We start from the raw sequence: 21333 nt of genomic DNA on the forward strand, positions 1-21333 counted from the left end.
ACCTTTTTTAATTTCTTCCACGTCTACGTTTCTAATGACAGGCTGGGCGCTTAATTGTTTGATTCTAAGCACCCTAGTATTTTGGCCCTGTCTTTTTCTTCTCAATTTTCTTTTTAAAGTAGTAACAGCCATCTTTATTCGTGATTACAAGTTGTTTCAAATGAGGGGCAAAGATAGGGAAATTAATGTAAACCATGGTGCCAGTAAGAATAAAAACTTTGAGAATGCACCAGCATTTGCGTAAAGGAAAGGTATTGGTGCTGTTTTTTTATAACTTTGGGCAAATTTTCAACGCATGAGCATACAGAAACCTGGATTACCTAAAGGAACGAGAGATTTTGGACCATCTGAAATGGCCAAAAGAAATTATATATTGGACACAATTCGAGACACCTTCAAGCTTTTTGGTTTTCAGCAGCTGGAGACACCAGCAATGGAAAACCTCTCCACCCTTACTGGAAAATACGGCGACGAAGGGGATCAACTGTTGTATAAAATTCTCAACAGCGGGGATTTTTTAAAAGAGGTTTTGCCTCAGGATGTGACGGAGGGTACCGGGATAGTTTTGCCTAAGGTAGCAGAAAAGGGTTTACGATACGACCTAACCGTCCCCTTTGCCCGCTATGTGGTCATGAATAGGAATGATCTTGTGTTTCCTTTTAAGCGATTTCAGGTTCAACCGGTCTGGCGTGCGGACAGACCTCAAAAGGGAAGATATCGCGAATTCTACCAGTGTGATGCCGATGTGGTGGGTACGGATAGCCTGATTTGTGAAGCAGAAATCCTGATAATGATCAAGCGGGTATTTGGCGCTTTGGGGCTGAAAGATTACACTGTTAAAATTAACAACAGAAAGATTTTAACGGGAATTGCGGAGGTGATTGGAGAATCGGGCAAAGAACAGGACCTTTGCACCGCTATAGACAAGCTGGATAAGATTGGTTGGGATAAAGTAAAAGAAGAGCTTTCCCAACGTGGATTTGATAATGAATCTATTTCCAAGCTTTCGCCAATAGTCAATCAGACGCATGGGGCTATTAGTGAAACATTGGAATTTTATCGCATTTTTCTAGCTACAAGTGAAATCGGATTGAAGGGCTTGGAAGAATTAGCGGAGGTGTTCAGTCTGCTGGACGCACTGGGGGAATCGCAGGAGTTTATCATTGTAGATCCAATGTTAGCTAGGGGATTGTCTTATTATACGGGGGCAATTTTCGAGGTCAAAGTAAATAACGTATCAATTGGATCGGTAAGTGGTGGGGGAAGGTATGACAATCTTACGGGAGTATTTGGCCTCCCCGATGTTTCCGGGGTTGGTTTTTCTTTCGGAGTTGACCGGATTTACGACGTGCTGGAAGAGCTGGGCCTCTTTGAGTCAGTTACCCACAGTTCCTCCAAAGTGATGGTAGCTTATTTTGGAGAAGAGGAGAAATTATACGGGCTTAAAATTGTTCAGGAACTTAGAAACCAGAAAATACCAGCGGAAATATATCCTGAGGCGGCAAAAATCAAAAAACAATTTACCTATGCAGACAAGAAAAATATCCCATTTGTAATCATTATCGGATCCGAAGAAATGAAAACAGGGAAACTGACACTCAAAAACATGGCATCCGGTTCCCAGAACGCCATGGAACTAGAGCATATACTGGATCTCCTGTAAAACCGACTTTCTTGCGGCATTGGGATTACCTTCAACATTTTGCCTGTCAATCAATTTTCACGATGGAGTTGATGGGAATGGCCGTCCCTCCTTTGAGGGTGATAAACTGGGAGCCCACGGCCCAAATTGTTGTGTCCACACGATACAATTTCTGGTTAGCCGTTTCGAACCAAATGGATACTTTACCTTGTGATAGATTTCCCAGAATTTGCGCCCGATGCAGGTCGTGATTTCTCATCAGCTGTGAATCAATATCAAGCAGAACTTCTTTCCTTGAAAAAGAAAGATCTTTGATAGATTCTTTTTCAATTTTAAGAGCAGTTTGTTCAATAGTGCGTATAGTCATGGTAGTAGGGTTTATTTTTGGATCAATGATAGTTTGATGAATGAATATACGGTGAATTAATTCACTGAGTTTGTAATTTCCTCATTTTTTGTTGATTAAGAAATTTGTTTTACAGCAGCGGTAGCGATGGATGGATATTTTTTCTTTCTATAGTTAATTGTCGATTGGAAAAAATTATATTTGCAAAAAAACAACGCACTTATGTTTGATATAATGTCCATAATGAATAAGGTCAAAGAAGCCCAAGCAAAGGTTAAGGCTACCCAGCAAGAATTGGTACACCTTCGTGCTGAGGGAGAGGCCGGCGCCGGGATGGTCAGAGTAGTAGTCAACGGTGACAGAAGGGTGTTGGATATACTGGTTGATGAATCCCTGATTAACCCAGCGGACAAGGACATGATGAAAGACTTGATAGTTGCGGCCACTAATGCAGCACTGGAAGCAATTGACGGGAAAATAAAGGATAAAATGCGAAGTGCCACGGAAGGCATGATGCCCAATATTCCCGGTATGGATTTTGGAAATATGTTTTAATGCGTAAAGCAGCCATCGTCATACTAAATTACAATGGCAAGGATATGCTTCACCGATTCTTGCCGTCTGTAATTGCTGGAAGTACCTATGACCTGGTTGTGGTAGATAATGCAAGCACAGATGGATCAACCGACTATTTAGCCGAACACTACCCTCAGGTTGAACTTATTTTGTTGCCCCGGAATGGGGGATATAGCGGCGGATATAATGAGGGTCTAGAACAGATAAAAGGAAGGTTTGAATATTATCTACTTCTTAATTCAGACGTGAAAGTCAGTGCTGGATGGGACGTGGCAATGGCTGACTATTTAGATAAAAATCCATCCATAGCCGCAACTCAACCCAAGATTATCTCTCTGGCGGATGAAGGAAGCTTTGACTATGCCGGAGCTGCTGGAGGGTTTTTGGATGCTTTAGGGTACCCGTATTGCCGGGGGAGGATACTACATTCTCTTGAACTGGATAATGGGCAATATGACACTCCTCTTTCGGTAGACTGGGCTTCGGGTGCCTGTTTTTGTGTGCGCGCTGCTATATTTCATATGCATCAGGGTTTTGACCCTGTTTTTTTTGCTCATATGGAGGAAATTGATTTTTGCTGGAGATTAAGAAATAGGGGATATGGAATAAGTGCCAATCCGGGAGTGACCGTTTACCACTTAGGAGGTGGGACATTGAAACGAAGTAATCCAAAGAAGACATTTCTTAATTTCCGAAATAGCCTGTTTATGCTTTATAAAAATTTAGGAAAAAGCAGGTTTTACAAATTGCTTGTATATCGGTCGGTGCTGGATTTGGGAGCAATGATTCATTTCTTATTTACGTCAGGAGGAGCACATAGCCTTGCCGTCTTTCGCGCTTATTTAGCATTTTTCTCACAACGACATTCCCTATCCGTTCAGCCTAAGTCGGTAGAAGAAATAAAAATAACATCTGGCAATCCATATGTATTTTCCATTATTTGGGAATATTATGGAAAGGGAAGAAAGCATTTCTCCCAATTGCCTTAATCAAATAGTACTGGGTTATTCATCTTTCGGAAATATTTCCTTAGCTTCATCATCATCGCAAGGCTAACATAGACAATGATGGGAGAACCCAACGTTATAAAAGAAGAATAAATGAAAAAGAGTCGGATACTGTCAATGGGGAAATTGAGTTTTTCCCCTAATTTTGAACAGACACCGAAGGCACTTTCCTGGAAGAATAATTTAACCTTTTCCATAACAACTTGTCTTCTAATACGATTATTAATGAGTAAAAATATTTAATTCTGAAGATAACCAAATTCACACATGAAAGTTAGTGATATCTCCAATTTTTGTAAAATTATATTTGCCGTACTTTTGCTGTCTTCCTGTACTATTCAGCAATTTATGAAAAAAGCTGAAAACCAAAAAATATTAGTGACTCCAAAAATATTGGAGAGATTTGGAGATTCGGTGAGGTTCGAATTGCAGGCTGAACTTCCGAGGCAAATCCTTACCAACGAAATTACCTATAAAATATTTCCGGAATTTCATTTTGATCGTAAAATTCAGACATTTGACAGAGCTATAGTTTTTGAAGGCAGGAATTATCCTCCTTCCGAAATCCCAAGAAAGACGGTCTCTTTTTCTATGCCATATCATCCGGGGATGGAAAACGGGCAACTTGAAGCCTATGGGGTCGGATTTTTGAAAAACCGTGTAAGGGGTAAACGAAGTCCCAGTAAAGTTATCTCCCAAGGTATGTTGAACACCACATCTCTTACTCAGTTTGGCCAATTTTATCAGGAAGGCGGAATTCCACTTCTTGGACTGTATGTTCCTACAGCCGGAAGGGAAACTTTGGGGATGTTCCATTCAGGATGGACCGATGTAAGGACTATACTTATGGGATACAGCTTGTTGAGTTTTTCGGAAAAGACACAGTACATGCGGGTAATCGAGGGAAGAGGAGACTTTACCTCCAAAGAAAGAAGATTTCAGGAATTACCACAATATACCCTCCTTCGCAGAGACATTATTCCCAGGTTTTCGAGATTGGAACAAGGAATTTCGACAACCAACCAGTCGCCGATGGAAATTTCCATTATGGCAAACCATATTCTAAAAAATAATGCGGTGCCCCAAGTGCTGTCGGAGGCGGACCTGGCATATGCAGCGATAAATGAGCCTCGTCTTAATGAAAAAAACCAGTTGTTTGCCGCTATGGTAAGAGTCTATCCAAGTGTTTTTTCTTGGAATAACCTAGGAGTTACTTTCCTAAATCTTGCGCACCGGACTTTTGACAGGGCTACAAAATTAAATTATTTGGCAAAGGCTCAAGAGGCTTTTGATCAAGCAAATGGCTTTTTTGAAAACCCATTTTCCTCTTATAATCTCGCCTTGGTGACGCTTATGGAAGGCGACGGGTTAGGAGCTTACCAGGAATTTTTCTTAAGCATGAGCCTTTCGCAGCACGACCCAGTTAGAAAATCCCATCAGGCAAAACTTGGAGCAGCCTCTATTTTGAATGGTGACTACCGATTGGCCGCCATCCATTTGGACCAAGCTGAACGCGACGAGATAAACCTGTTCAACAGGGGACTGGCTTATTTCCTTGTAAAGGATTATTTCAATGCAATGATTAGCTTTGAGGATTGTGCTTTGCTCAATTTGCAGAACGGCTATCCATTTTATGGATTGGCACTTATTGCGGCTAGAAGTGGGGAGGAATCCAAGCTTGTTGAGAATATCGAGAAAGCAATAACCCGAAACGAACACTTGAAAAACAGGGTAGCTTATGATTTGGAGTTTGCTGACTATCACCAACTCGAGGAGTTCTTGCAGGTAATTCGTCAAAAATAATGCGATCATTTTCTTATGGATAACTCATTAATTGGCGTAGATATAGGTGGGTCGCATTTGACGGCAGGCTTTGTAAACCCCATTGATTTCACTCTAAATCCTGAAACCATAATCCGCAAACAGGTGGATTCCTTGGGTTCCAAAGAGGAGATTTTATCATCTTGGGAAAAGACATTTCAGCAAATGGAAATTCAACCGCATACCCGTGTCGGAATTGCCATGCCTGCACCTTTTGATTATACGCACGGAATAGCCCAATTAAAAGAGCAAGGTAAATTCAGGTCAATCTATGGGATAAACTTGCGGGATTATTTTTCCGATAGACTACAACTTCCGGGTGGAGCCATTTTCTTTTATAATGATGCCGCTTCTTTTTTACAGGGTGAGGCCATGTTTCAACGACTTCCATCCAACCAGCGGCTTATTGGAATTACCCTAGGCACCGGATTGGGTTCTGCCTTTAAAATGGGTGACTGGGCAGAAGATGCCGCCTTATGGTCCTCCAATTTCAAAGGACAACAGGCAGAATATTACTTGGGGACAGGTTGGTTTGTCAATTGGATAAGGCAGGAATACGAAATTGAAATATCGGGGCTAAAAGAGTTGATGACTAATCCCGAATGGGAAGATTTAACAAGGCAGGCTCTCGAAATTTTTGGGACAAATTTAGGCGAATTCTTAGCCATTCATTGTACTCTCCAAAATATTGAAAAAATCATTATTGGAGGGAATATGGCAAAAGCTAAGGGATATTTTGTGCCTGCTATGAGGAAGGTTTTGAATGATAAAGGATTGGATATCGAAGTAGTATTCAGCCAGCTCGGAGAGCATGCCGCCTTGGTGGGTGCTGCCAGCAGTTGTTTAAGAATAGGCCAAGTTTAAACCTAATTTTTCTGATAAAATGTCAGATTAAATGGCCATTATTGATAATTTCATTATATTTCCACCGAAAAATTTTAACATTTATTTCATGAACATTCAAAAGGATTGGTCCAAACAGGAGATTTTTTCCCAAATAAGGGAGTGGCTGGTAAGTCAAGGATATATTATTGTCGATGAGGATGAATCACGGCCTTGGGGTGGCTTTTTCGTAATTGACGAGGGGCAAATTGAAACTTTTCGTAAGCAGTTTTTCAGCGAGGTAGCTTTTTCTGATTTTCAGCTTCAGAATAAATTGAGCCCGAAAATCTTATTGGTGGGGCCAGAAAAGAGACTTTCGTGGCAATATCACCATAGAAGAGCGGAGGTATGGAAATTAATTGGAGGTGAGGGAGGCATTGTACGCAGTGATACCGATCAGGAAGGCGTAATGATTCCCATGGTAATGCAAGAAGTTGTCAAACTTCGTCAGGGGGAACGACACCGATTGGTAGGAAGAGAAAATTGGGGTGTGGTAGCAGAAATTTGGATGCATACAGACCCCGAAAATCCATCTGATGAAACAGATATCGTTCGTGTCCAGGATGATTTCCAGCGCAAGTAGAGTTTTAAATTTTATTAAGCCGGATATGGAGATGACCCAGGTTCAGGTCACGGCAAACAGACGTTATGTGATCGATGTTTTTCGGGCACTGACAATGTTTCTGATGATTTTTGTCAATGACCTGTGGTCCCTACGGGAAATACCGCCCTGGCTAGGTCACGTGCCCAGCTCTGTGGATGGGCTGGGATTGGCAGATGTGGTTTTTCCCATGTTCCTTTTTATTGTGGGACTTTCCATTCCATATGCCATTTTTAACAGGGTTAAGAAAGGGGACAGCAACGCTTCCATCATTAGTCATATTTTGGTTAGATCCCTGGCTTTAATAATCATGGGCGTGTACCATGTCAACCTAGAGTCTTATAATAGGGAATTAGCCATACTGCCGAAGCCGGTCTGGCAAATAGCCATTACCGTCGGGTTCTTTTTGGTCTGGTTGGATTTTTCCAACTACAAAAATCCAAATGTTAAAAAAGTTTGCCAACGTTTGGGTATAGTGCTCCTGATTGCTCTGGCAGCGATTTACCGAGGGGGTACACTAGACGAGCCTCAATGGATGCGGTTTCATTGGTGGGGAATTTTGGGATTGATCGGATGGGGATATCTAATAGTCTCGTTATTGTTCCTTTGGTGTAAGGGAAACATCAATTGGCTATGGGTGATGTTCTCAGCGTTGTTGTCTTTTAGTATTTTTGAGAAATTAGGGTGGCTTGAGGGTATTAAGTTTATCAGACCCTATGTATGGCTGATTGATAATGGTGCTTTGCCAGCCATTTGTATGGCTGGTGTTATAGTCTCTATCTATTTCAGAGATTATTTCGCAAAAGGAAAACTTGTTTCTTTTTGGAGTTTTCTGGTCTCTTTTGCCGTCGGAAATATTATACTTGGACTACTTACGCGTCCGCTTTGGGGCATTCATAAGATAGGGTCGTCTCCTTCTTGGGTAACACTTTGCATTGGCATATCCATATTTACATTTATGTTACTCATTTGGTTGGTAGAAATTCAGAAGAAAAAGGAATGGTTTTCATGGATCAAGCCTGCAGGAACCAGCACATTGACCTGTTATTTGTTGCCCTATATCCATTATGGATTATTGTCACTCTCCGGGCTTACGCTTCCCCTGTTTCTGCGTACGGGTGGAATAGGCATTATGAAATCCCTAATTTATACATTGATCATTATTATGCTTACGGGTATCTTGGAAAAATTTAGAATTCGATTAAAAATATAAACTTTGTCAGGGGTGTTTGTCAGGTTGATGGGGGTGATCTATTTCCAAGGTCTGACTTCCAAACAGTAGCTATTTGACTCCTTTTTTCTAGGTATTTTTCCACCTAAATCAGATTCATTCTTATTTGCCTCGGCATTGATGTGGCTGATTTGGTTGATTGGATTCGCCATGGACCGCAGGAAAATCTACATCAAGGTGTAATGTTCCTCTAATATAACCTCACCTTCCCGAATTTGAAGTCAATCATGTAATTGCCCCAGTTGGAGACGAGCTGGAAGGTGTTTTTGAAGCATGTAATCAGCAATTTTATCTCCTTGGGAAACACCCTCTTCTATGGCGTCTTTAAAGTGTATACCGCCATACAATCTGGAGATGGCGGCCTCATCAGCGGCTTGGATAAATGATTGAAATGAGCGCTCAGGCAGCCCGAAAAAAACTTCAGAGTCATCTACAAAGTCAAAACTGTCACCGAAATATGCAGTCAATATTCTGGCACTTACCCGGGAAATAACACTGTGCCCACTAGTATATTCTGGAAAGGGTGGTGTCTGCAAAAGTGGTTGCCAACTAGGGTCGATGGATTCGTTGATCGCTGTGATGGGACGGATTCGGTCGCTATTGTATTTTTCTTCCCAGCAGCTCACAAATGCGTCGTGAAGTCCCAGAGCTACAAAGGTATGTACACGAATGGTTTCCGTAAGGTTAAGGCCTGCCTTTTGACTGGCAATACCTGTAATCCCAATCCAATGCCCACCGGGGGAAATTTTTTTTAAGCCTATCGCCATATGTCCGGTATATTCAACTTTGAATGGGTTACAGTCCCAAAAGTTAGCTATAAGAATTTGCTCTTCCGATAGCGCGGAGGTGACTTGGTAGACCTCCTGCACAAGCAGTTGAAAGGCACTGCCTTCGGTCAAATTATAAGGTTTTGGGGGCGAAGGTTTGAACGGTTCCAGGGATGGCAGTAAAAATGTCCTTATGGTTTTCCATTCAGGATCAATCGCAGCCATATAGGCTGGAGGGGTGGGGTACCAGGTGCCCGGTTGGTTTTTTGGTGAATACCTTTTAAGTGCGCTAAGTTTACGGTATCCGTCTTCGGCGGCGTAGCTGATGACTTGGGCAGCTATATGCTCAGCATAGGATATATGTCTGGCAATATCCTTTTTAGGAATGATCCTTTTTTTCTGATAGGTCTTGAGGAGGAGTTCTTGGGACTTTTCAAGTTTCTTACCAGAGGGCATAATCGCCTTTCCTATTTCCAAAAGCGTATAAATGCTGCAGAATCCAGCATCTAAGTCATCCCGAATGGGAAGATTTTCCTTTTCTAGCTCAAAAGGGGATGTAAACCCCTCATACAGTGTTGGACTTACGTGGTCAGGAAATAGATCTGATTGAACGATATAGGCTCCCAATAGCATGTAGGAATAAAATCTGGCAGCTCCGGTAGGAGCTGCCACATCTGTTACCATCACGTCTGTTGCCGAAAAGAGATTATCCAAAAAAAGACTGACCTCGTCTTCTTGCGGTAAAGATCTTTGACCAAACGACGTTAAGGACCAGCTAAGGGATAGGCAGACTAGAAAAGCCAGCCGAATAAAGGTAGCTCGATGCATTACTTTTGGGTAATTTGACACTCAAAGATATCCAATTTTTTACAGAAGCTCCAAAACATCCAACCTGTTTTCGTTTTTAGGCATTATGCTGGACTTCCTTATAGGACTGCATTTTTGGGAATATTGTTTGTTTGGTTTTGGATCCGATCTTCCTCTACTAAAGATATTGCTCCCAATATAGCTGAATCGTCTAATTCAGATACGTAAATCTTCAAATTCTCCGATATGGCTTTATAGGGGAATTTCCCTAATGCCTGGTGCATGGTTTTTTTAAAAAATGGGTATGCTTTTCGGATGGAACCTCCAATCACGATGGCCTCAGGGGCATAGGTGTACAGAATTCTATTGATAAGCATTCCCAGATGTTCTCCGTATGTTCTGAATGCACTTAAAGCTTCAGGATCGCCATCCAAGGCTTTTTTGGAGAGCTTTTTCGAATTTTCACTATATATTTTTTTAAAAAATTTGCTGGAACAATAATCTTCGAAGGTTTTGTCGAGATATGGGACCCCTCCCCATTCACCGGCACCGCAGATGTAGCCTGTATATAAGTGGGAATTGGCGATGATCCCCGTGCCGATACCGGTACCCAGTGTAATGCCAACCACATGGCTGTGAATTTTGGCGGGGCCAAAATAATATTCGCCCAATGTGAAACAGTTTGCGTCGTTGTTAACTACAACAGGGACATTGAACCGCTCCTCCAAAAAATCTTTAAGGGGCACTTTCTGAAAAGAAGGAATATTGGCCAAATTGTAGACGATGCCTTGATGAGGATCTACCAGTCCTGGAATTCCAATCCCAATGGCCTGAAATTCATAGGGGAGATAAGAGGAAATCTGATTAGCAATAGTTTCCAGTATATATTCTTGTGATTCATCCGAAGGAGTTTTAGTCTCAATTTGTTCGAAGATTATTCCCTGGTCATTTAATCCCGAACTTATCTTGGTACCTCCAATATCCAGGCCTAAAACGTGTTTCTTTTCTGTCATTTGACGTAGAATGGTTAATATTTGGCAAATTTCATCAGAGCCTTTTCTTTTAATAATACAAGAATTTTTAAATATTTCAAGCGCTAATTCACCATCTTAACTGGACTTCTCCAAGCCAATTGAATAAGGAGGTCGAGACATCTTGCCGGATTTTCACAAATTAAAATCCGGCAAGAAATAATCAGCACTACATAAGGAGCGTCTACAACATCCCTTCGGTGGATTTCTCCAATTCTCTTGCTTCCTTTAAAAACTCTTCCACACTCATTTCCCTAAAGAAAATGAGTCCATGACTAGATCTCACTTTCGCAGTTTCATGTTGGTAAAAATAATTTTTCCCCAATAAAAGCTGCACATCACTCAACTGATTTACCCAGGTAATCCGGGCAAGGGTGCTGAATTTTCCGTTGTGTGCATAGCTTGGGAAGGAGGCATTTACTTGACTCAGGTAACAGTTCGCAAAGGAATCTTCCATAACAGACATATCTCCCAAAGATACAGGCACTATTACGTTGGCCTCTGCAGCGTCAAATTTGAACCATACGTTTCGATAGCCTATAATCTTAAAATTGCTAAGATCTTCTTCTTCACCCCATTGGCGGACTGCTTCCGCAGTGGCTTGTAACACTTTGTAGTGGGTGTCGGGTCCACTGCCTTCAGGGTCCAGTGTAAGGCTTAGTTTGGTGGGCCTGATGTCCCGGAGCATGTTTAAGATAGGTTCTACGTCCCTTTTTTTGTCCGGCTGCTCGGTGAAAATATCCCCAGTGTAAAATCCCAACCTTAAATGATGCACATTTTTAACCTGTACTCCAAAATGTGCCCAAACCAATTCCTCCTCGAATTCCCGGATCATGCCTTTAAGAGTCTGTATATTCTTGGGGTTTTTCTCACCGTCATAAGAATTTTTCAGCACCGTCATGATTTCGTTGATCTGATCTCGAAGCTCCATGGTCGATTTCACCCCGTAGATGAATACAATCGCCCTGACTACCCGGTGGCAAAGCCCCCTCATACGTTGCTCTTTATTCTCAGAAGCCACATTGGTGAGGAAGTGGTAGACATCTTTATCCATTTTTAATTTGAAGCCGGCTGCATAGAAGTCCTCATACTTGACCATTTGAATTTTCCCTTCGTCAAGGAATTTTTTCGTGTACTTCAGTGTGTCAATCACAAACGTGTTTGTTACAGCAGTAAATCCTGAGGTTAGTACAGAAAAATGACATTTATTGGAATTTTCGTTGAGCTGTTTGGTGATCTGGGGTAAAATACCCAGGGAGATATCATCGTGGTGCGGTCCCGTGTGCAGAATCACTTCATTTTTCTCCTCACTCAAGCCATGGTCGAGCTTTTTGACGATATTTTCAATGACTCCGTTGACAGTGTGTTCATTTAAATTGGGTATCTGGGAGGTATATTTATCGTTTTTCAGATCTTCAAGGGTAATCCGGTGTCCGTATTTCCCGAGTTTCTTACAGAGTTCCATGACGGATCTTTCCGTTTTCAACGGTGTCCATTCTCCGGATGCATAAAACCGATCCACACTATCCGTCAATTTGGATCCTGCACCCTTTGTCATGTAAAAACGACCCATCCTGAGTTTTTGAAGCACAGTGGCTGGATACACGTTAGTCATGTCTGATTCTAGAGAATTTTTGACAATTGGAGCCTTTGCTTCTCCAGCGGCTATAATGATAGCTACCGCGTCGGGGTTGTGAACTATCGTGTCCAACCCAATAGTAATCACAAGTCTGTTAGAGGAAATTTCAATACCTCCCAAATCTCCCGCTGCAACTGCCTGCGTTTCAAAGTTGGTTTCAGTCAACCTCGTTGTTGAAAAAAGGTCAGACCCCCTCGTGTTGAAAGCTATATGTCCATCCGGTCCTATTCCTCCCAAAAAGAAACCTATTCCTCCTTTTTCCCGAATTTTAGCCTCATATTCTGAACACCATTTGTCGATTAGATAAATGGATTCTTGCTGAAGTTTTTCCTGTTCATTGGTATACTCTCTAAATCTAAGTGAAAGGTCCACCTTGTAATCCGGAAATATTTCATTGTATTTTTTCCCTAAAGCAAGCGGTATATTATCCGAATTTATCAAAAGGGCCTTCTGGGGGTCTAGGCCAAATCCATCTATATAAAATTTGTTGACATAATGGAAAAAACTGTTTTTCTGGGAAGAAGAAATGGGGTAAAACTCATCGATCTGCACAAACTGCAATCCGCTAAGTACAGGTTTTTTGGTATCTTTTAATCCATATTTCGTTCGGATTTCTAGGCCGTTTTTTTTATCCCAGTTTTCCAATAAAAACTGAGTCCATTTGATGAAGTACTCCGGAGTTTTCCCGGTCGGTAAACTTATTACTCCATTGGGATTGTTGGCTGCCCATTCCAAAAACCGGCAAGCTGTCATAAGACCAAGCTTTGGAAAATTGTCCACTACGAGGTATGGGATTTTTGTAGTGATTTTTTCAATGCCGGAATCTTTCAAAAATGCCTCTTCTGTAGGTGATAAAGGATAATTTGCTAACATAATGGAATTTTTATAATTTATTATTTTATTGCTCAGTTAATTGTATTGTATAATGTCTTCGAAAATATGCTCATTCACGATGGCCACTGCTCCCTTCAAACCCACTTCTGTTCCTAGTTGGGACAGCTGGATTTCGGTTTTTTCACGAAGTTTTGCCATGCTGTATATATTTAGTGCCTGTTGGATGGGGGTGGTGATGTATTGCTTAGCCTCAGCAATTGCCCCGCCGATAATTATGAGTTCTGGATTCAGGAGTTGTATGAGGATGGCAATGCCCCGGCCAAGATCCAAGCCTACATCTGACAATATGCTGATGGCTCTTTGATCCCCAGCGATGGCAGCGTCTACCACTATCGTGGGATCCAGGTTTTTTTGCGACATCCTCGCCAGTATAGAATCTCCATCCAGGGCAATGGCGTCCTTTGCCAATCTCACAATTGCCGTTCCGGAAGCTACGGTTTCCAGACATCCCCTTTTGCCACAGGTGCAACTTATTTCTTTATTGTCAAATAGTGGCGAATGGCTGAATTCGCCAGAAAACCCCGAGTAACCCCGGTATAATTTACCTTCAATAATAATACCTAGACCAATTCCCCAGTCAACAAAGACCCCCAAGACGTCTTTACAAGACTTGTTTGGTCCAAACCTGAATTCAGCCAGCGTCTTTGCCCGGGCATCATTTTCTATAAAAACCTTCCGGCCAAATTTCTTTTCTAATAATTCCTTGAGACTTTTTTTACCGGTTTTTAGATATGTGTGGTTAACACCCGATACCCCATCCACTAATCCTGGCATTGTAATGCCAACGGCAATAATTTTATCAGATGCAATCTCCGAATTCTCAATGACGGAATTCGAAAATTCAAAAATACTGTCTATGGTCTTGGGATCATTGTTTAAAGGAATATTCTTGCTGTGAATTTTCGAAACCCGTTCGTTTTTGGTATTGAAAATAGCAACCCTTGCTGAAAATCGGTTCAAATCTATGGCTAAAATATAAAAGGATTCTCCACCCAACCCATATAGGTCAGGCTTGCGCCCTCCTTGAGACTGTCCCCTGCCTTCCTTTACCACGAGTTGTTCTTCCAACAAATCCGTCAATAATAGATTTACCGTGGGCAGGCTGATTCCTACAGCTTGTCCAATGTTGCTTGCTGTATTGCTTCCAGAGGTGTATAACTCTTTTATTATCTTAATTTTATTGACATAGTTTTTTATTTCTACTACGCCTTCTTTTTTTTCAAGTACTACTATTGGATCAATTAGATTCATACCAGATATAAATTGCTGCAAGTTAATGAAAAATTTTATTTAATTATATTTACTTAAACCAAAAAATATTAAAGCTTTTCTATTAATTTTGAAAGATTCAAATTTCCGGGTTTCCATCAATTCAGCAACGCTGATTGTTTGGAGTTCAATTGAGGTTATTGTAGTGATTTATGTTATAGCCTTTAAAATTAATGAAAGAAAAGGTATTTTCTAAAAATATTTCACTTATACCACATAAAAACAGACGCAAACCAAAAAATTGAGTAATCAAAATGAAGAGTAGAAGAAAATTTTTACAAAAATCGCTAGTTTCCTCAAGTCTTCTTATTCCTATGTCATGGCAGGCTGAGTCCTTTGGGGTCGGGAGAAATCGGGAAAAACATAAGCCACTGATTCTGTCGACTTGGAATCATGGCATGCCCGCAAATGATAAGGCTTGGGAGGTTTTGGGGAATTCCGGATCCATTTTGGATGCGGTGGAGGAAGGTGTAAAGGTCACGGAACTAGATTTGACGAATCTTTCCGTTGGTTTACAGGGACTGCCGGATAGAGAAGGTATTGCTACCCTGGACGCATCCATCATGAAAGGGGACGGATCCTGCGGTTCTGTGGCTTTTGTAAGGCAGATAAAGCATCCTATTTCTTTGGCTAGAAAGGTGATGGAAAACACACCCCATGTAATGCTTGCCGGTGAAGGAGCGCGGCAGTACGCCATATCAGAAGGGTTCCCGGTAGAAAAGGAAGAATTAAGTCCGGGTGCCGAAAAAGCTTATTTGGAATGGAAAAAAACATCTGAATACAAACCGATAATTAATATCGAAAATCACGACACCATCGGCATGATAGGTTTGGATGCCAACGGTAAAATGGCAGGATCTTGCACTACCTCGGGGCTGGCCTACAAAATGCACGGAAGGGTGGGGGATAGTCCTATTATAGGTGCGGGATTGTATGTGGATGATGAGGTTGGAGCAGCTACTGCTACCGGATTGGGGGAGTCCATTATCCGGATATGTGGGAGTTTTCTGATCGTGGAGCTGATGAGGCAGGGTAGAACACCACAGGAGGCTTGTGAAGAAGCGGTGAAAAGACTGATTGCAAAAAACAAAAATATTGAAAATATCCAGGCGGGATTTCTGGCATTGAATAAAGATGGAGAATACGGTGCATATGCAGTACAGCCGGGATTTAATTTCGCCAGGCATCACCGTGGAGGCAAATCCCTCGTGGATGCAGGAAGTAAATTTAAAGGAAATGGGTAAAAAAATCCTTCTTGAGTGTCCGGTATATACCGTGGAGGCGGCACTATTGGCAGAAAAATCCGGTGTGGACCGCATTGAATTGTGTGCGGATATAGGCGAAGGGGGCACGACGCCCAGTATTGGATTGTTTACTTTTTTGAGGCAAAGGCTTTCCATTCCCATCATGGTAATGATTAGACCTAGGGGAGGTGATTTTGTCTACACGGAAGAAGAATTGGAAGTAATGGCTACAGATGTACGGCAATTCAAGTATGCAGGGGCAAGCGGTTTTGTTTTTGGTATATTAACTCCTCAAGGCAAGGTTGATGAAGTTGCATGTAAGCAACTTATAAGTCAGGCGGGGGAACTTCCCTGCACCTTTCACCGGGCAATCGACATTTCCATCTCATTGTTGGATGCCCTAGAGTCTGTTATCGCTTGTGGTTTTGCTAGAGTGCTTACTTCCGGTGGGAGAAATACAGTAGAGGAAGGATTGTCTGCGATCCAAGCCATGCTGATGCAGGCGGGGAGTCGCATTATCGTAATGCCTGGAGGAGGAACCCGGGTGGAACTTTTAGATTCATTGTACGAAACGGGCCATCTTTCAGAGGTTCACAGTAGCTGTAAGCAGTTCAGAGCAACACATAGCCTTTACCGCCACCCGGTCGTTAATTTATCTGCTGATCCTGAGAGCATGGAGCGGGTGTTAACGATAGACCCACTTGTTGTTGTAGCATATCGGGAAAAAATAGCTCTTTTGACTAAATAGAATTGTGGGTCCGATTTAAGGGTGATTTAAGCAAAAAGGTTCTAGAAACATAATTAAAATGATTTGTGTTTTGGAGCTAATGACCAATAAAAGAAGTGATATGAAGAATTAAGTTAAACTTTAATTGGTCTCGTCATTTTTTATTGCTAAATTAAACTTTCAACAAACCCAACATGCCATGGTTAAGAGCTTTCAGGGGGTAAGAGAAGTCCCGTCAAAAAATGCCGAAAAACAAAATTTCCTTGTCAAAGATTTCATGATTGTCAATTTGATCACTTTTCACCCAGACGATACCATTGACCATGTGATTGACGTGCTGACAAAGAAAAAAATTTCAGGGGGTCCGGTAGTAGACAGTCACGGCAAATTGGTAGGAATGATTTCCGAAGGGGATTGCCTCAAAGAAATAATTAAGGGTCAATATACCAACACACCGAAATTTCCTGCTCCGGTGTTTGAATTAATGACCGCTGATGTGATTACCATGGACCCGGATTTGACTATCTTTGATGCCGCCCAAAAGTTTTTGTCCCTTCGGATCAGAAGATTTCCAGTGGTAAAGGATGGGAAACTAATGGGCCAAATCAGTGTCAGCGACGTCGTTCGGGCAATTCCAAAACTTAAAGCTTCTACTTGGAGGTAAATCAAATATACCCCGCAATTCTGTAGGCAAGAAGCCCGATCCACTCTTTTGATAACTTATTCCATAGCACCAAGGCGTTGGGAGAAGGTTGGATCAGGCTTCGAATGTTTATCGGGTTGTCGTTGCCATAGTAATCTACTGGAAAGGTATCTACCTGTAAACCGATCTTTCTAAAGCATCCCTCAGCTCGTTTCATGTGAAAAGCAGAAGTAATAAGCAAAAACCGCTGATCCAGGCTCTGTCCGCGCTCCTCCAAGGTGCGTTTTGTGAACAAAGCGTTTTCCCTGGTGTTTTTCGCTTTATCCTCTATGATAAGATCACTTTCAAGAACCCCTGCCGTTATCATAAAATTCGCCAGTAAAATGGCTTCCTTTTGGTCGTTCCTAGGTTGAAATCCTTGGCCCCCCGTGATTAAAATTCGTTTAAGTTTTCCTTCTTTATACAACTGTACGGCATGGGTCGCCCGGTCTGCACCCCTGTCAAAGAATGTTCTGTCATCAGCCGTCTTGTTGATGTTTGTTACTCCGGTCAAAACAATTCCGATTTCATATTCAGGAAGCGTTTTGATAACTTTAAAAGTCGGTTCCCAGTTGTTAATGACAATTGTACTAAGTGCATTATTAGTAAAAAGCAACAGCATCAATATCCCAATTCCGGATAATCTTTTTTTCCATTTAATGCCCCGAGCCAAAAATCCCGAAATCAAAAGTATAAGAATCAGGGTCAACGGCGTTGCCAAAAAACTGAATAATTGAGATACGTAGAAAAACATGAATATGATTTAGTTTAAATTGGATCTAAAACTATTCAAAATTCACGTGATTTCTGAAATTAAGATTTTATTTCTTACTTTCAATTAATTTTAGAAAGGCATACAAATTTGCCCCATCCAAATGAACAGCAACAATCCATTTATTATTTATAAATCTTCAGCGGGATCCGGGAAAACTTATACCCTTACCATGGAATACCTGAAGCTCGCTTTGGAATTTCCTACGGCCTTTCGTCACATCTTGGCAGTAACATTTACCAACAAGGCCACACAAGAAATGAAGGAACGGATACTCAGGGAACTGGGACGGCTCAAAGTAGGGGTGAATCCGGAGGAAAAAATGGACAGCGTTCTCCTGAAACATTTAAATGTTACTCCAGATGAGTTAAGAAGTAGGGCAAAGACAACTTTATCTGCGATTTTACATGACTACAGTGCATTCTCGGTAAGTACCATTGACAGTTTTTTTCAGCGTATTATTCGAGCATTTGCCAGGGAAATTGATCTCCAGGCCAAGTTTGATGTCGAACTTGATCAAGAGGGAGTCCTTGACCGCTTGGTGGACAGGCTGATCGTTCAGGTCGCCTCCGATGAATTTTTGCATAGGTGGCTGGTGGCCTATGCGGTGGAACAGATCCAGCAGGGAAACTCGTGGGACATCCGCAAAAATATCAAAAATTTGGGTAAGCAGCTTTTTCAGGAAGCGTTCAAAAGGTATAGCCCGGAAATTAAGACTTTTCTAAAAAACAAGGATAATGTTCACAACCTGCAAACCTATTTAATTCGGCAGCGGAAAATGATCATTGCACAAGCTCTGGAAATGAAAATCGTGGCCAATGAAATCAGGGAGCGCCATGGTCTTGCATGGGAAGATTTTAAGGGAGGTAGCGTCTCCTTTGCCAGAAAGTTTGATCAACTGGGTGAACCTTTTACCCCAGTACCGGATCTATCGCCAACGCAAAGGAACCTATCCGATGATCCGGAAGCTTGGTATACCAAAACAAGTAGGTTGAAAGTCCCAATTGAGATGGCTGTTCGGGAAGGGCTGGCTGAAATATGGGGGCAGTTTTTACCTCTTAAGAATCAATGGAACACGATGGAGGCTATCCGTAAAAATTTTTATGTTTTTGGGGTATTTAGGAACCTCCTGGAAGAACTCGACAATCTGAAGGAAGAAGAAAATATTTTATTAATTTCCGACTCCAATGATTTTTTGAAGGAAATTACTGCCGACACCGATGCCCCGTTTATCTATGAAAAAGTGGGGAATAAATTTCAGAATTACCTGATCGATGAATTTCAGGATACTTCCGGCTTTCAATGGGCAAGCTTCCGGCCTCTTCTGGTCAATACATTATCGCAAGGGCATACCAATTTATTAGTCGGCGACGTAAAGCAATCTATTTATCGCTGGCGTGGAGGGGAAATGCGGCTACTGTTGGATCAGGTAGAATCCGAGTTGGGCCATTATGGACTGGATATTCAAAATTTGGACACCAATTACCGTAGTCTGCCTGCAATTGTTGATTTCAACAACGTTTTATTTCAGACCTTACCCGATCAGTTGGCAGGTGTTTTGGAAAATTCACACGGCATAGTGGATGGGGGATTGCTCCATAAGGCTTATGCAGATGTTACCCAACATGTAGCTCCAGCTAAACAAACCGCTGCATTTAGAGGGAAAGTAAGGATGGAATTTTTAGCCGTGGATACCGAAGAGGATGATGACTTGACCACGCAGGAGATGCAGGTGGCTCGGATACCGGAAATGGTTATGGAGTTACAGGAAAAGGGATTTCGCCCAAAAGATATCGCTTTTTTGGTACGGACAAAAAAGGAGGGGTTGCTGGTTGCTGATGCATTGGTAGGGTATGGGCTGGAACATCCAAGCAGTACTTATTCCTTTGAGGTCCTTTCGGATGAGGCTTTATTAGTAAGTAAATCCACCTCCGTCAAGTGTCTTGTTGCTGGTTTTCGGTTTTTATCTGATACTTCTGATGAGGTCAATTTATGGACCATGTGGTACCACTGGTCCGTTTTGTTTGGTTTTCCCATAGATCATGAGTTGTTTCATCATTCTACCATACCTGATTTTTTGAAAGACAAATTCAATAAATTTAAAGCACATGAAGCAAAACTCCTCCAACTGCCTCTCCTGGAATTGGTCGATGTGATGACCGAATTTTTGGGATTCACTGAATTGGGAATCGAACGAGCCTACGTATCCGCTTTCAAAGAAGGTATTTATGACTTTGTAGCTAAAAACCGGGCGGATTTGGTGGGGTTTTTGGACTGGTGGGAAAACCATCAGGATAAACTGACCGTCAAAATTCCCGAAGGCCATGATGCCATGCGTATCCTTACAATTCACAAATCAAAAGGACTTCAATTTAAAGTTGTATTGATGCCTTTTCTCAATTGGAAAATTGTGGACAATGCCAAGGGAAACATCGTCTGGACCCCTTTCGAACTTCAAAATGAATCCTTAAACGCTGTTATTCCTCTGACCATTACCAAGGCGCTGGAAGACTCTTTTTTCCGGTCCACCTATCAGGAGGAGGTTTTGATGAACTTTTTGGACACGCTTAACATGGTATATGTAGCAGCCACCAGGGCTGAAGAGGTTTTTTGGAGCATTTCTCCCTACCAAAAGCCTACTCCAAGAGCTACTTTTTCAACCCTTGCTGCTAACCTCCAACAAGTGGTGAGATCATCTTCCACAATGTTGGATGGAATTCCGCTGAGCAGTTATTTTGACGAAGATCTGCTTGTTTTTGATTTTGGAGCTTGGCCTTCCGATAAGGTGGCTCTTACCTCCATCCCATCACCCTTTCCCCTTAGGTGGGAGTACAGGTCTTGGTCGGATTTGTTGCAAGTAAAAACTTATCCCGGGGATATGAATGATGTGGGAATATATCAGCGGAGCCAAGGTGATTTTGGCACCATGATCCATCACCTGTTAGAAAAAGCCAAGACGGAGGGGGAGATGCTTTTGGGATTGGACGAATTATTCTTTGCGGGGGTTCTTGACAGGACCGAAAAAGTCCATATCCAATCTAGAATTAAAGAGCTCTTTTCTATAGCAAAATTTAAAAGCTGGTTTGAGGGGGAGGGTGATATTCTTACAGAACAGGGTATTTTATTGCCTGGAGGCAATCACAAACGGCCGGACAGAATCATCATTTACCCCAACGAAGTAGAGGTGGTTGATTTCAAAACGGGTTTGCCCAGAGAGGGCTACCTAGTTCAAATTAGAGAATATATGTTTTTAGTGAAAAAACTGACAAACTTACCCGTAAAGGGCTATCTGTGTTATTTAGATAGTGTTCGCATTGAGGAGATCGACCCCTGAAAAGTGAGAAACGCCTTCCTAATCCGTTAACCCTGAAGGAATGAGCATGTGAATTTCAGAT

General features: G+C 41.9%; 18 protein-coding genes. 11 read left to right on the top strand and 7 right to left on the bottom strand.

Going from position 1 to position 21333, the window contains the following annotated elements; translation table 11 throughout:
* Window positions 1–295: 295 nt before the first annotated feature.
* Window positions 296–1663 (top strand): histidine--tRNA ligase, encoded by a 1368-nt coding sequence (gene hisS, locus FQ608_RS05355; RefSeq protein WP_158856796.1) that lies wholly within the window; start codon window positions 296–298, stop codon window positions 1661–1663.
* Between the two features lie 46 nt (window positions 1664–1709).
* On the opposite strand, the gene FQ608_RS05360 is transcribed toward hisS, so the two are convergent.
* The gene (locus tag FQ608_RS05360; RefSeq protein ID WP_158856797.1) at window positions 1710–2009 is read right to left on the bottom strand and encodes a hypothetical protein; all 300 of its coding nucleotides are present in this window, start codon (window positions 2007–2009) and stop codon (window positions 1710–1712) included.
* A gap of 201 nt (window positions 2010–2210) precedes the next feature.
* On the opposite strand from FQ608_RS05360, the gene FQ608_RS05365 reads away from it, so the two are divergent.
* Window positions 2211–2543: a YbaB/EbfC family nucleoid-associated protein gene (locus tag FQ608_RS05365; RefSeq protein WP_158856798.1), complete on the top strand. Its 333-nt coding sequence runs from the start codon at window positions 2211–2213 to the stop codon at window positions 2541–2543.
* Complete coding sequence (locus FQ608_RS05370) at window positions 2543–3553, top strand: glycosyltransferase family 2 protein (RefSeq protein ID WP_158856799.1); 1011 nt, start codon at window positions 2543–2545, stop codon at window positions 3551–3553. The genes FQ608_RS05365 and FQ608_RS05370 overlap by 1 nt, the downstream gene beginning before the upstream one ends.
* Here the strand turns inward: FQ608_RS05370 and FQ608_RS05375 are convergent.
* Complete coding sequence (locus FQ608_RS05375) at window positions 3550–3768, bottom strand: PspC domain-containing protein (RefSeq protein ID WP_158856800.1); 219 nt, start codon at window positions 3766–3768, stop codon at window positions 3550–3552. The two genes, FQ608_RS05370 and FQ608_RS05375, sit on opposite strands and share 4 nt — an antisense overlap.
* A gap of 70 nt (window positions 3769–3838) precedes the next feature.
* On the opposite strand from FQ608_RS05375, the gene FQ608_RS05380 reads away from it, so the two are divergent.
* The 4 genes from FQ608_RS05380 (at window position 3839) to FQ608_RS05395 (ending at window position 8088) form a co-directional block, all read left to right on the top strand.
* Window positions 3839–5374, top strand: coding sequence for a tetratricopeptide repeat protein (locus FQ608_RS05380; RefSeq protein ID WP_158856801.1), 1536 nt, complete (start codon window positions 3839–3841; stop codon window positions 5372–5374).
* A 15-nt stretch (window positions 5375–5389) separates the two neighbouring features.
* A complete protein-coding gene (locus tag FQ608_RS05385; RefSeq protein ID WP_158856802.1) occupies window positions 5390–6256 on the top strand; it encodes an ROK family protein in 867 nt (288 codons plus the stop codon).
* Between the two features lie 88 nt (window positions 6257–6344).
* Complete coding sequence (locus FQ608_RS05390; protein ID WP_158856803.1) at window positions 6345–6857, top strand: cupin domain-containing protein; 513 nt, start codon at window positions 6345–6347, stop codon at window positions 6855–6857.
* On the top strand, window positions 6811–8088 hold the full coding sequence (locus FQ608_RS05395; RefSeq protein WP_234364077.1) for a DUF5009 domain-containing protein: 1278 nt from the start codon (window positions 6811–6813) through the stop codon (window positions 8086–8088). The genes FQ608_RS05390 and FQ608_RS05395 overlap by 47 nt, the downstream gene beginning before the upstream one ends.
* Window positions 8089–8327: 239 nt before the next feature.
* On the opposite strand, the gene FQ608_RS05400 is transcribed toward FQ608_RS05395, so the two are convergent.
* From FQ608_RS05400 to FQ608_RS05415, 4 genes are all read right to left on the bottom strand, one after another.
* The gene (locus FQ608_RS05400; protein ID WP_158856804.1) at window positions 8328–9701 is read right to left on the bottom strand and encodes a vanadium-dependent haloperoxidase; all 1374 of its coding nucleotides are present in this window, start codon (window positions 9699–9701) and stop codon (window positions 8328–8330) included.
* 98 nt (window positions 9702–9799) lie between these two features.
* A complete protein-coding gene (locus tag FQ608_RS05405) occupies window positions 9800–10693 on the bottom strand; it encodes an ROK family protein (protein ID WP_158856805.1) in 894 nt (297 codons plus the stop codon).
* A 202-nt stretch (window positions 10694–10895) separates the two neighbouring features.
* Window positions 10896–13223: a PIG-L family deacetylase gene (locus tag FQ608_RS05410; protein WP_158856806.1), complete on the bottom strand. Its 2328-nt coding sequence runs from the start codon at window positions 13221–13223 to the stop codon at window positions 10896–10898.
* A gap of 36 nt (window positions 13224–13259) precedes the next feature.
* The gene (locus FQ608_RS05415) at window positions 13260–14495 is read right to left on the bottom strand and encodes an ROK family transcriptional regulator (protein ID WP_158856807.1); all 1236 of its coding nucleotides are present in this window, start codon (window positions 14493–14495) and stop codon (window positions 13260–13262) included.
* Window positions 14496–14767: 272 nt separating this feature from the next.
* Between FQ608_RS05415 and FQ608_RS05420 the strand changes: the two genes are divergently transcribed.
* From FQ608_RS05420 to FQ608_RS05430, 3 genes are all read left to right on the top strand, one after another.
* Window positions 14768–15757 (top strand): isoaspartyl peptidase/L-asparaginase family protein, encoded by a 990-nt coding sequence (locus tag FQ608_RS05420; protein WP_158856808.1) that lies wholly within the window; start codon window positions 14768–14770, stop codon window positions 15755–15757.
* Window positions 15750–16505, top strand: a complete 756-nt coding sequence (locus FQ608_RS05425; protein WP_158856809.1) for a copper homeostasis protein CutC — start codon at window positions 15750–15752, stop codon at window positions 16503–16505. The genes FQ608_RS05420 and FQ608_RS05425 overlap by 8 nt, the downstream gene beginning before the upstream one ends.
* 178 nt (window positions 16506–16683) lie before the next feature.
* Window positions 16684–17148 carry a CBS domain-containing protein gene (locus FQ608_RS05430; protein ID WP_158856810.1) on the top strand — a complete coding sequence of 155 codons (465 nt, stop codon included), beginning with the start codon at window positions 16684–16686 and terminating at the stop codon, window positions 17146–17148.
* Window position 17149: 1 nt separating this feature from the next.
* On the opposite strand, the gene FQ608_RS05435 is transcribed toward FQ608_RS05430, so the two are convergent.
* A complete protein-coding gene (locus FQ608_RS05435) occupies window positions 17150–17920 on the bottom strand; it encodes a YdcF family protein (protein WP_158856811.1) in 771 nt (256 codons plus the stop codon).
* Window positions 17921–18041: 121 nt separating this feature from the next.
* Between FQ608_RS05435 and FQ608_RS05440 the strand changes: the two genes are divergently transcribed.
* Window positions 18042–21272: a UvrD-helicase domain-containing protein gene (locus tag FQ608_RS05440; RefSeq protein WP_158856812.1), complete on the top strand. Its 3231-nt coding sequence runs from the start codon at window positions 18042–18044 to the stop codon at window positions 21270–21272.
* Window positions 21273–21333 lie beyond the last annotated feature (61 nt).

Origin of the sequence: Lunatibacter salilacus (genome assembly GCF_009797935.1) — a bacterium.
Classification (GTDB): Bacteria; Bacteroidota; Bacteroidia; order Cytophagales; family Cyclobacteriaceae; genus Lunatibacter; species Lunatibacter salilacus.

Coding starts and splice junctions, on each gene's coding strand:
- FQ608_RS05380 (WP_158856801.1), top strand. CDS start 3,839: ATGAAAGTTAGTGATATCTCCAATTTTTGTAAAATTATATTTGCCGTA.
- FQ608_RS05385 (WP_158856802.1), top strand. CDS start 5,390: ATGGATAACTCATTAATTGGCGTAGATATAGGTGGGTCGCATTTGACG.
- FQ608_RS05435 (WP_158856811.1), bottom strand. CDS start 17,920: ATGTTTTTCTACGTATCTCAATTATTCAGTTTTTTGGCAACGCCGTTG.
- FQ608_RS05390 (WP_158856803.1), top strand. CDS start 6,345: ATGAACATTCAAAAGGATTGGTCCAAACAGGAGATTTTTTCCCAAATA.
- FQ608_RS05370 (WP_158856799.1), top strand. CDS start 2,543: ATGCGTAAAGCAGCCATCGTCATACTAAATTACAATGGCAAGGATATG.
- FQ608_RS05425 (WP_158856809.1), top strand. CDS start 15,750: ATGGGTAAAAAAATCCTTCTTGAGTGTCCGGTATATACCGTGGAGGCG.
- FQ608_RS05430 (WP_158856810.1), top strand. CDS start 16,684: ATGGTTAAGAGCTTTCAGGGGGTAAGAGAAGTCCCGTCAAAAAATGCC.
- FQ608_RS05375 (WP_158856800.1), bottom strand. CDS start 3,768: ATGGAAAAGGTTAAATTATTCTTCCAGGAAAGTGCCTTCGGTGTCTGT.
- FQ608_RS05405 (WP_158856805.1), bottom strand. CDS start 10,693: ATGACAGAAAAGAAACACGTTTTAGGCCTGGATATTGGAGGTACCAAG.
- FQ608_RS05410 (WP_158856806.1), bottom strand. CDS start 13,223: ATGTTAGCAAATTATCCTTTATCACCTACAGAAGAGGCATTTTTGAAA.
- FQ608_RS05400 (WP_158856804.1), bottom strand. CDS start 9,701: ATGCATCGAGCTACCTTTATTCGGCTGGCTTTTCTAGTCTGCCTATCC.
- FQ608_RS05365 (WP_158856798.1), top strand. CDS start 2,211: ATGTTTGATATAATGTCCATAATGAATAAGGTCAAAGAAGCCCAAGCA.
- FQ608_RS05415 (WP_158856807.1), bottom strand. CDS start 14,495: ATGAATCTAATTGATCCAATAGTAGTACTTGAAAAAAAAGAAGGCGTA.
- FQ608_RS05395 (WP_234364077.1), top strand. CDS start 6,811: ATGAAACAGATATCGTTCGTGTCCAGGATGATTTCCAGCGCAAGTAGA.
- FQ608_RS05360 (WP_158856797.1), bottom strand. CDS start 2,009: ATGACTATACGCACTATTGAACAAACTGCTCTTAAAATTGAAAAAGAA.
- FQ608_RS05440 (WP_158856812.1), top strand. CDS start 18,042: ATGAACAGCAACAATCCATTTATTATTTATAAATCTTCAGCGGGATCC.
- hisS (WP_158856796.1), top strand. CDS start 296: ATGAGCATACAGAAACCTGGATTACCTAAAGGAACGAGAGATTTTGGA.
- FQ608_RS05420 (WP_158856808.1), top strand. CDS start 14,768: ATGAAGAGTAGAAGAAAATTTTTACAAAAATCGCTAGTTTCCTCAAGT.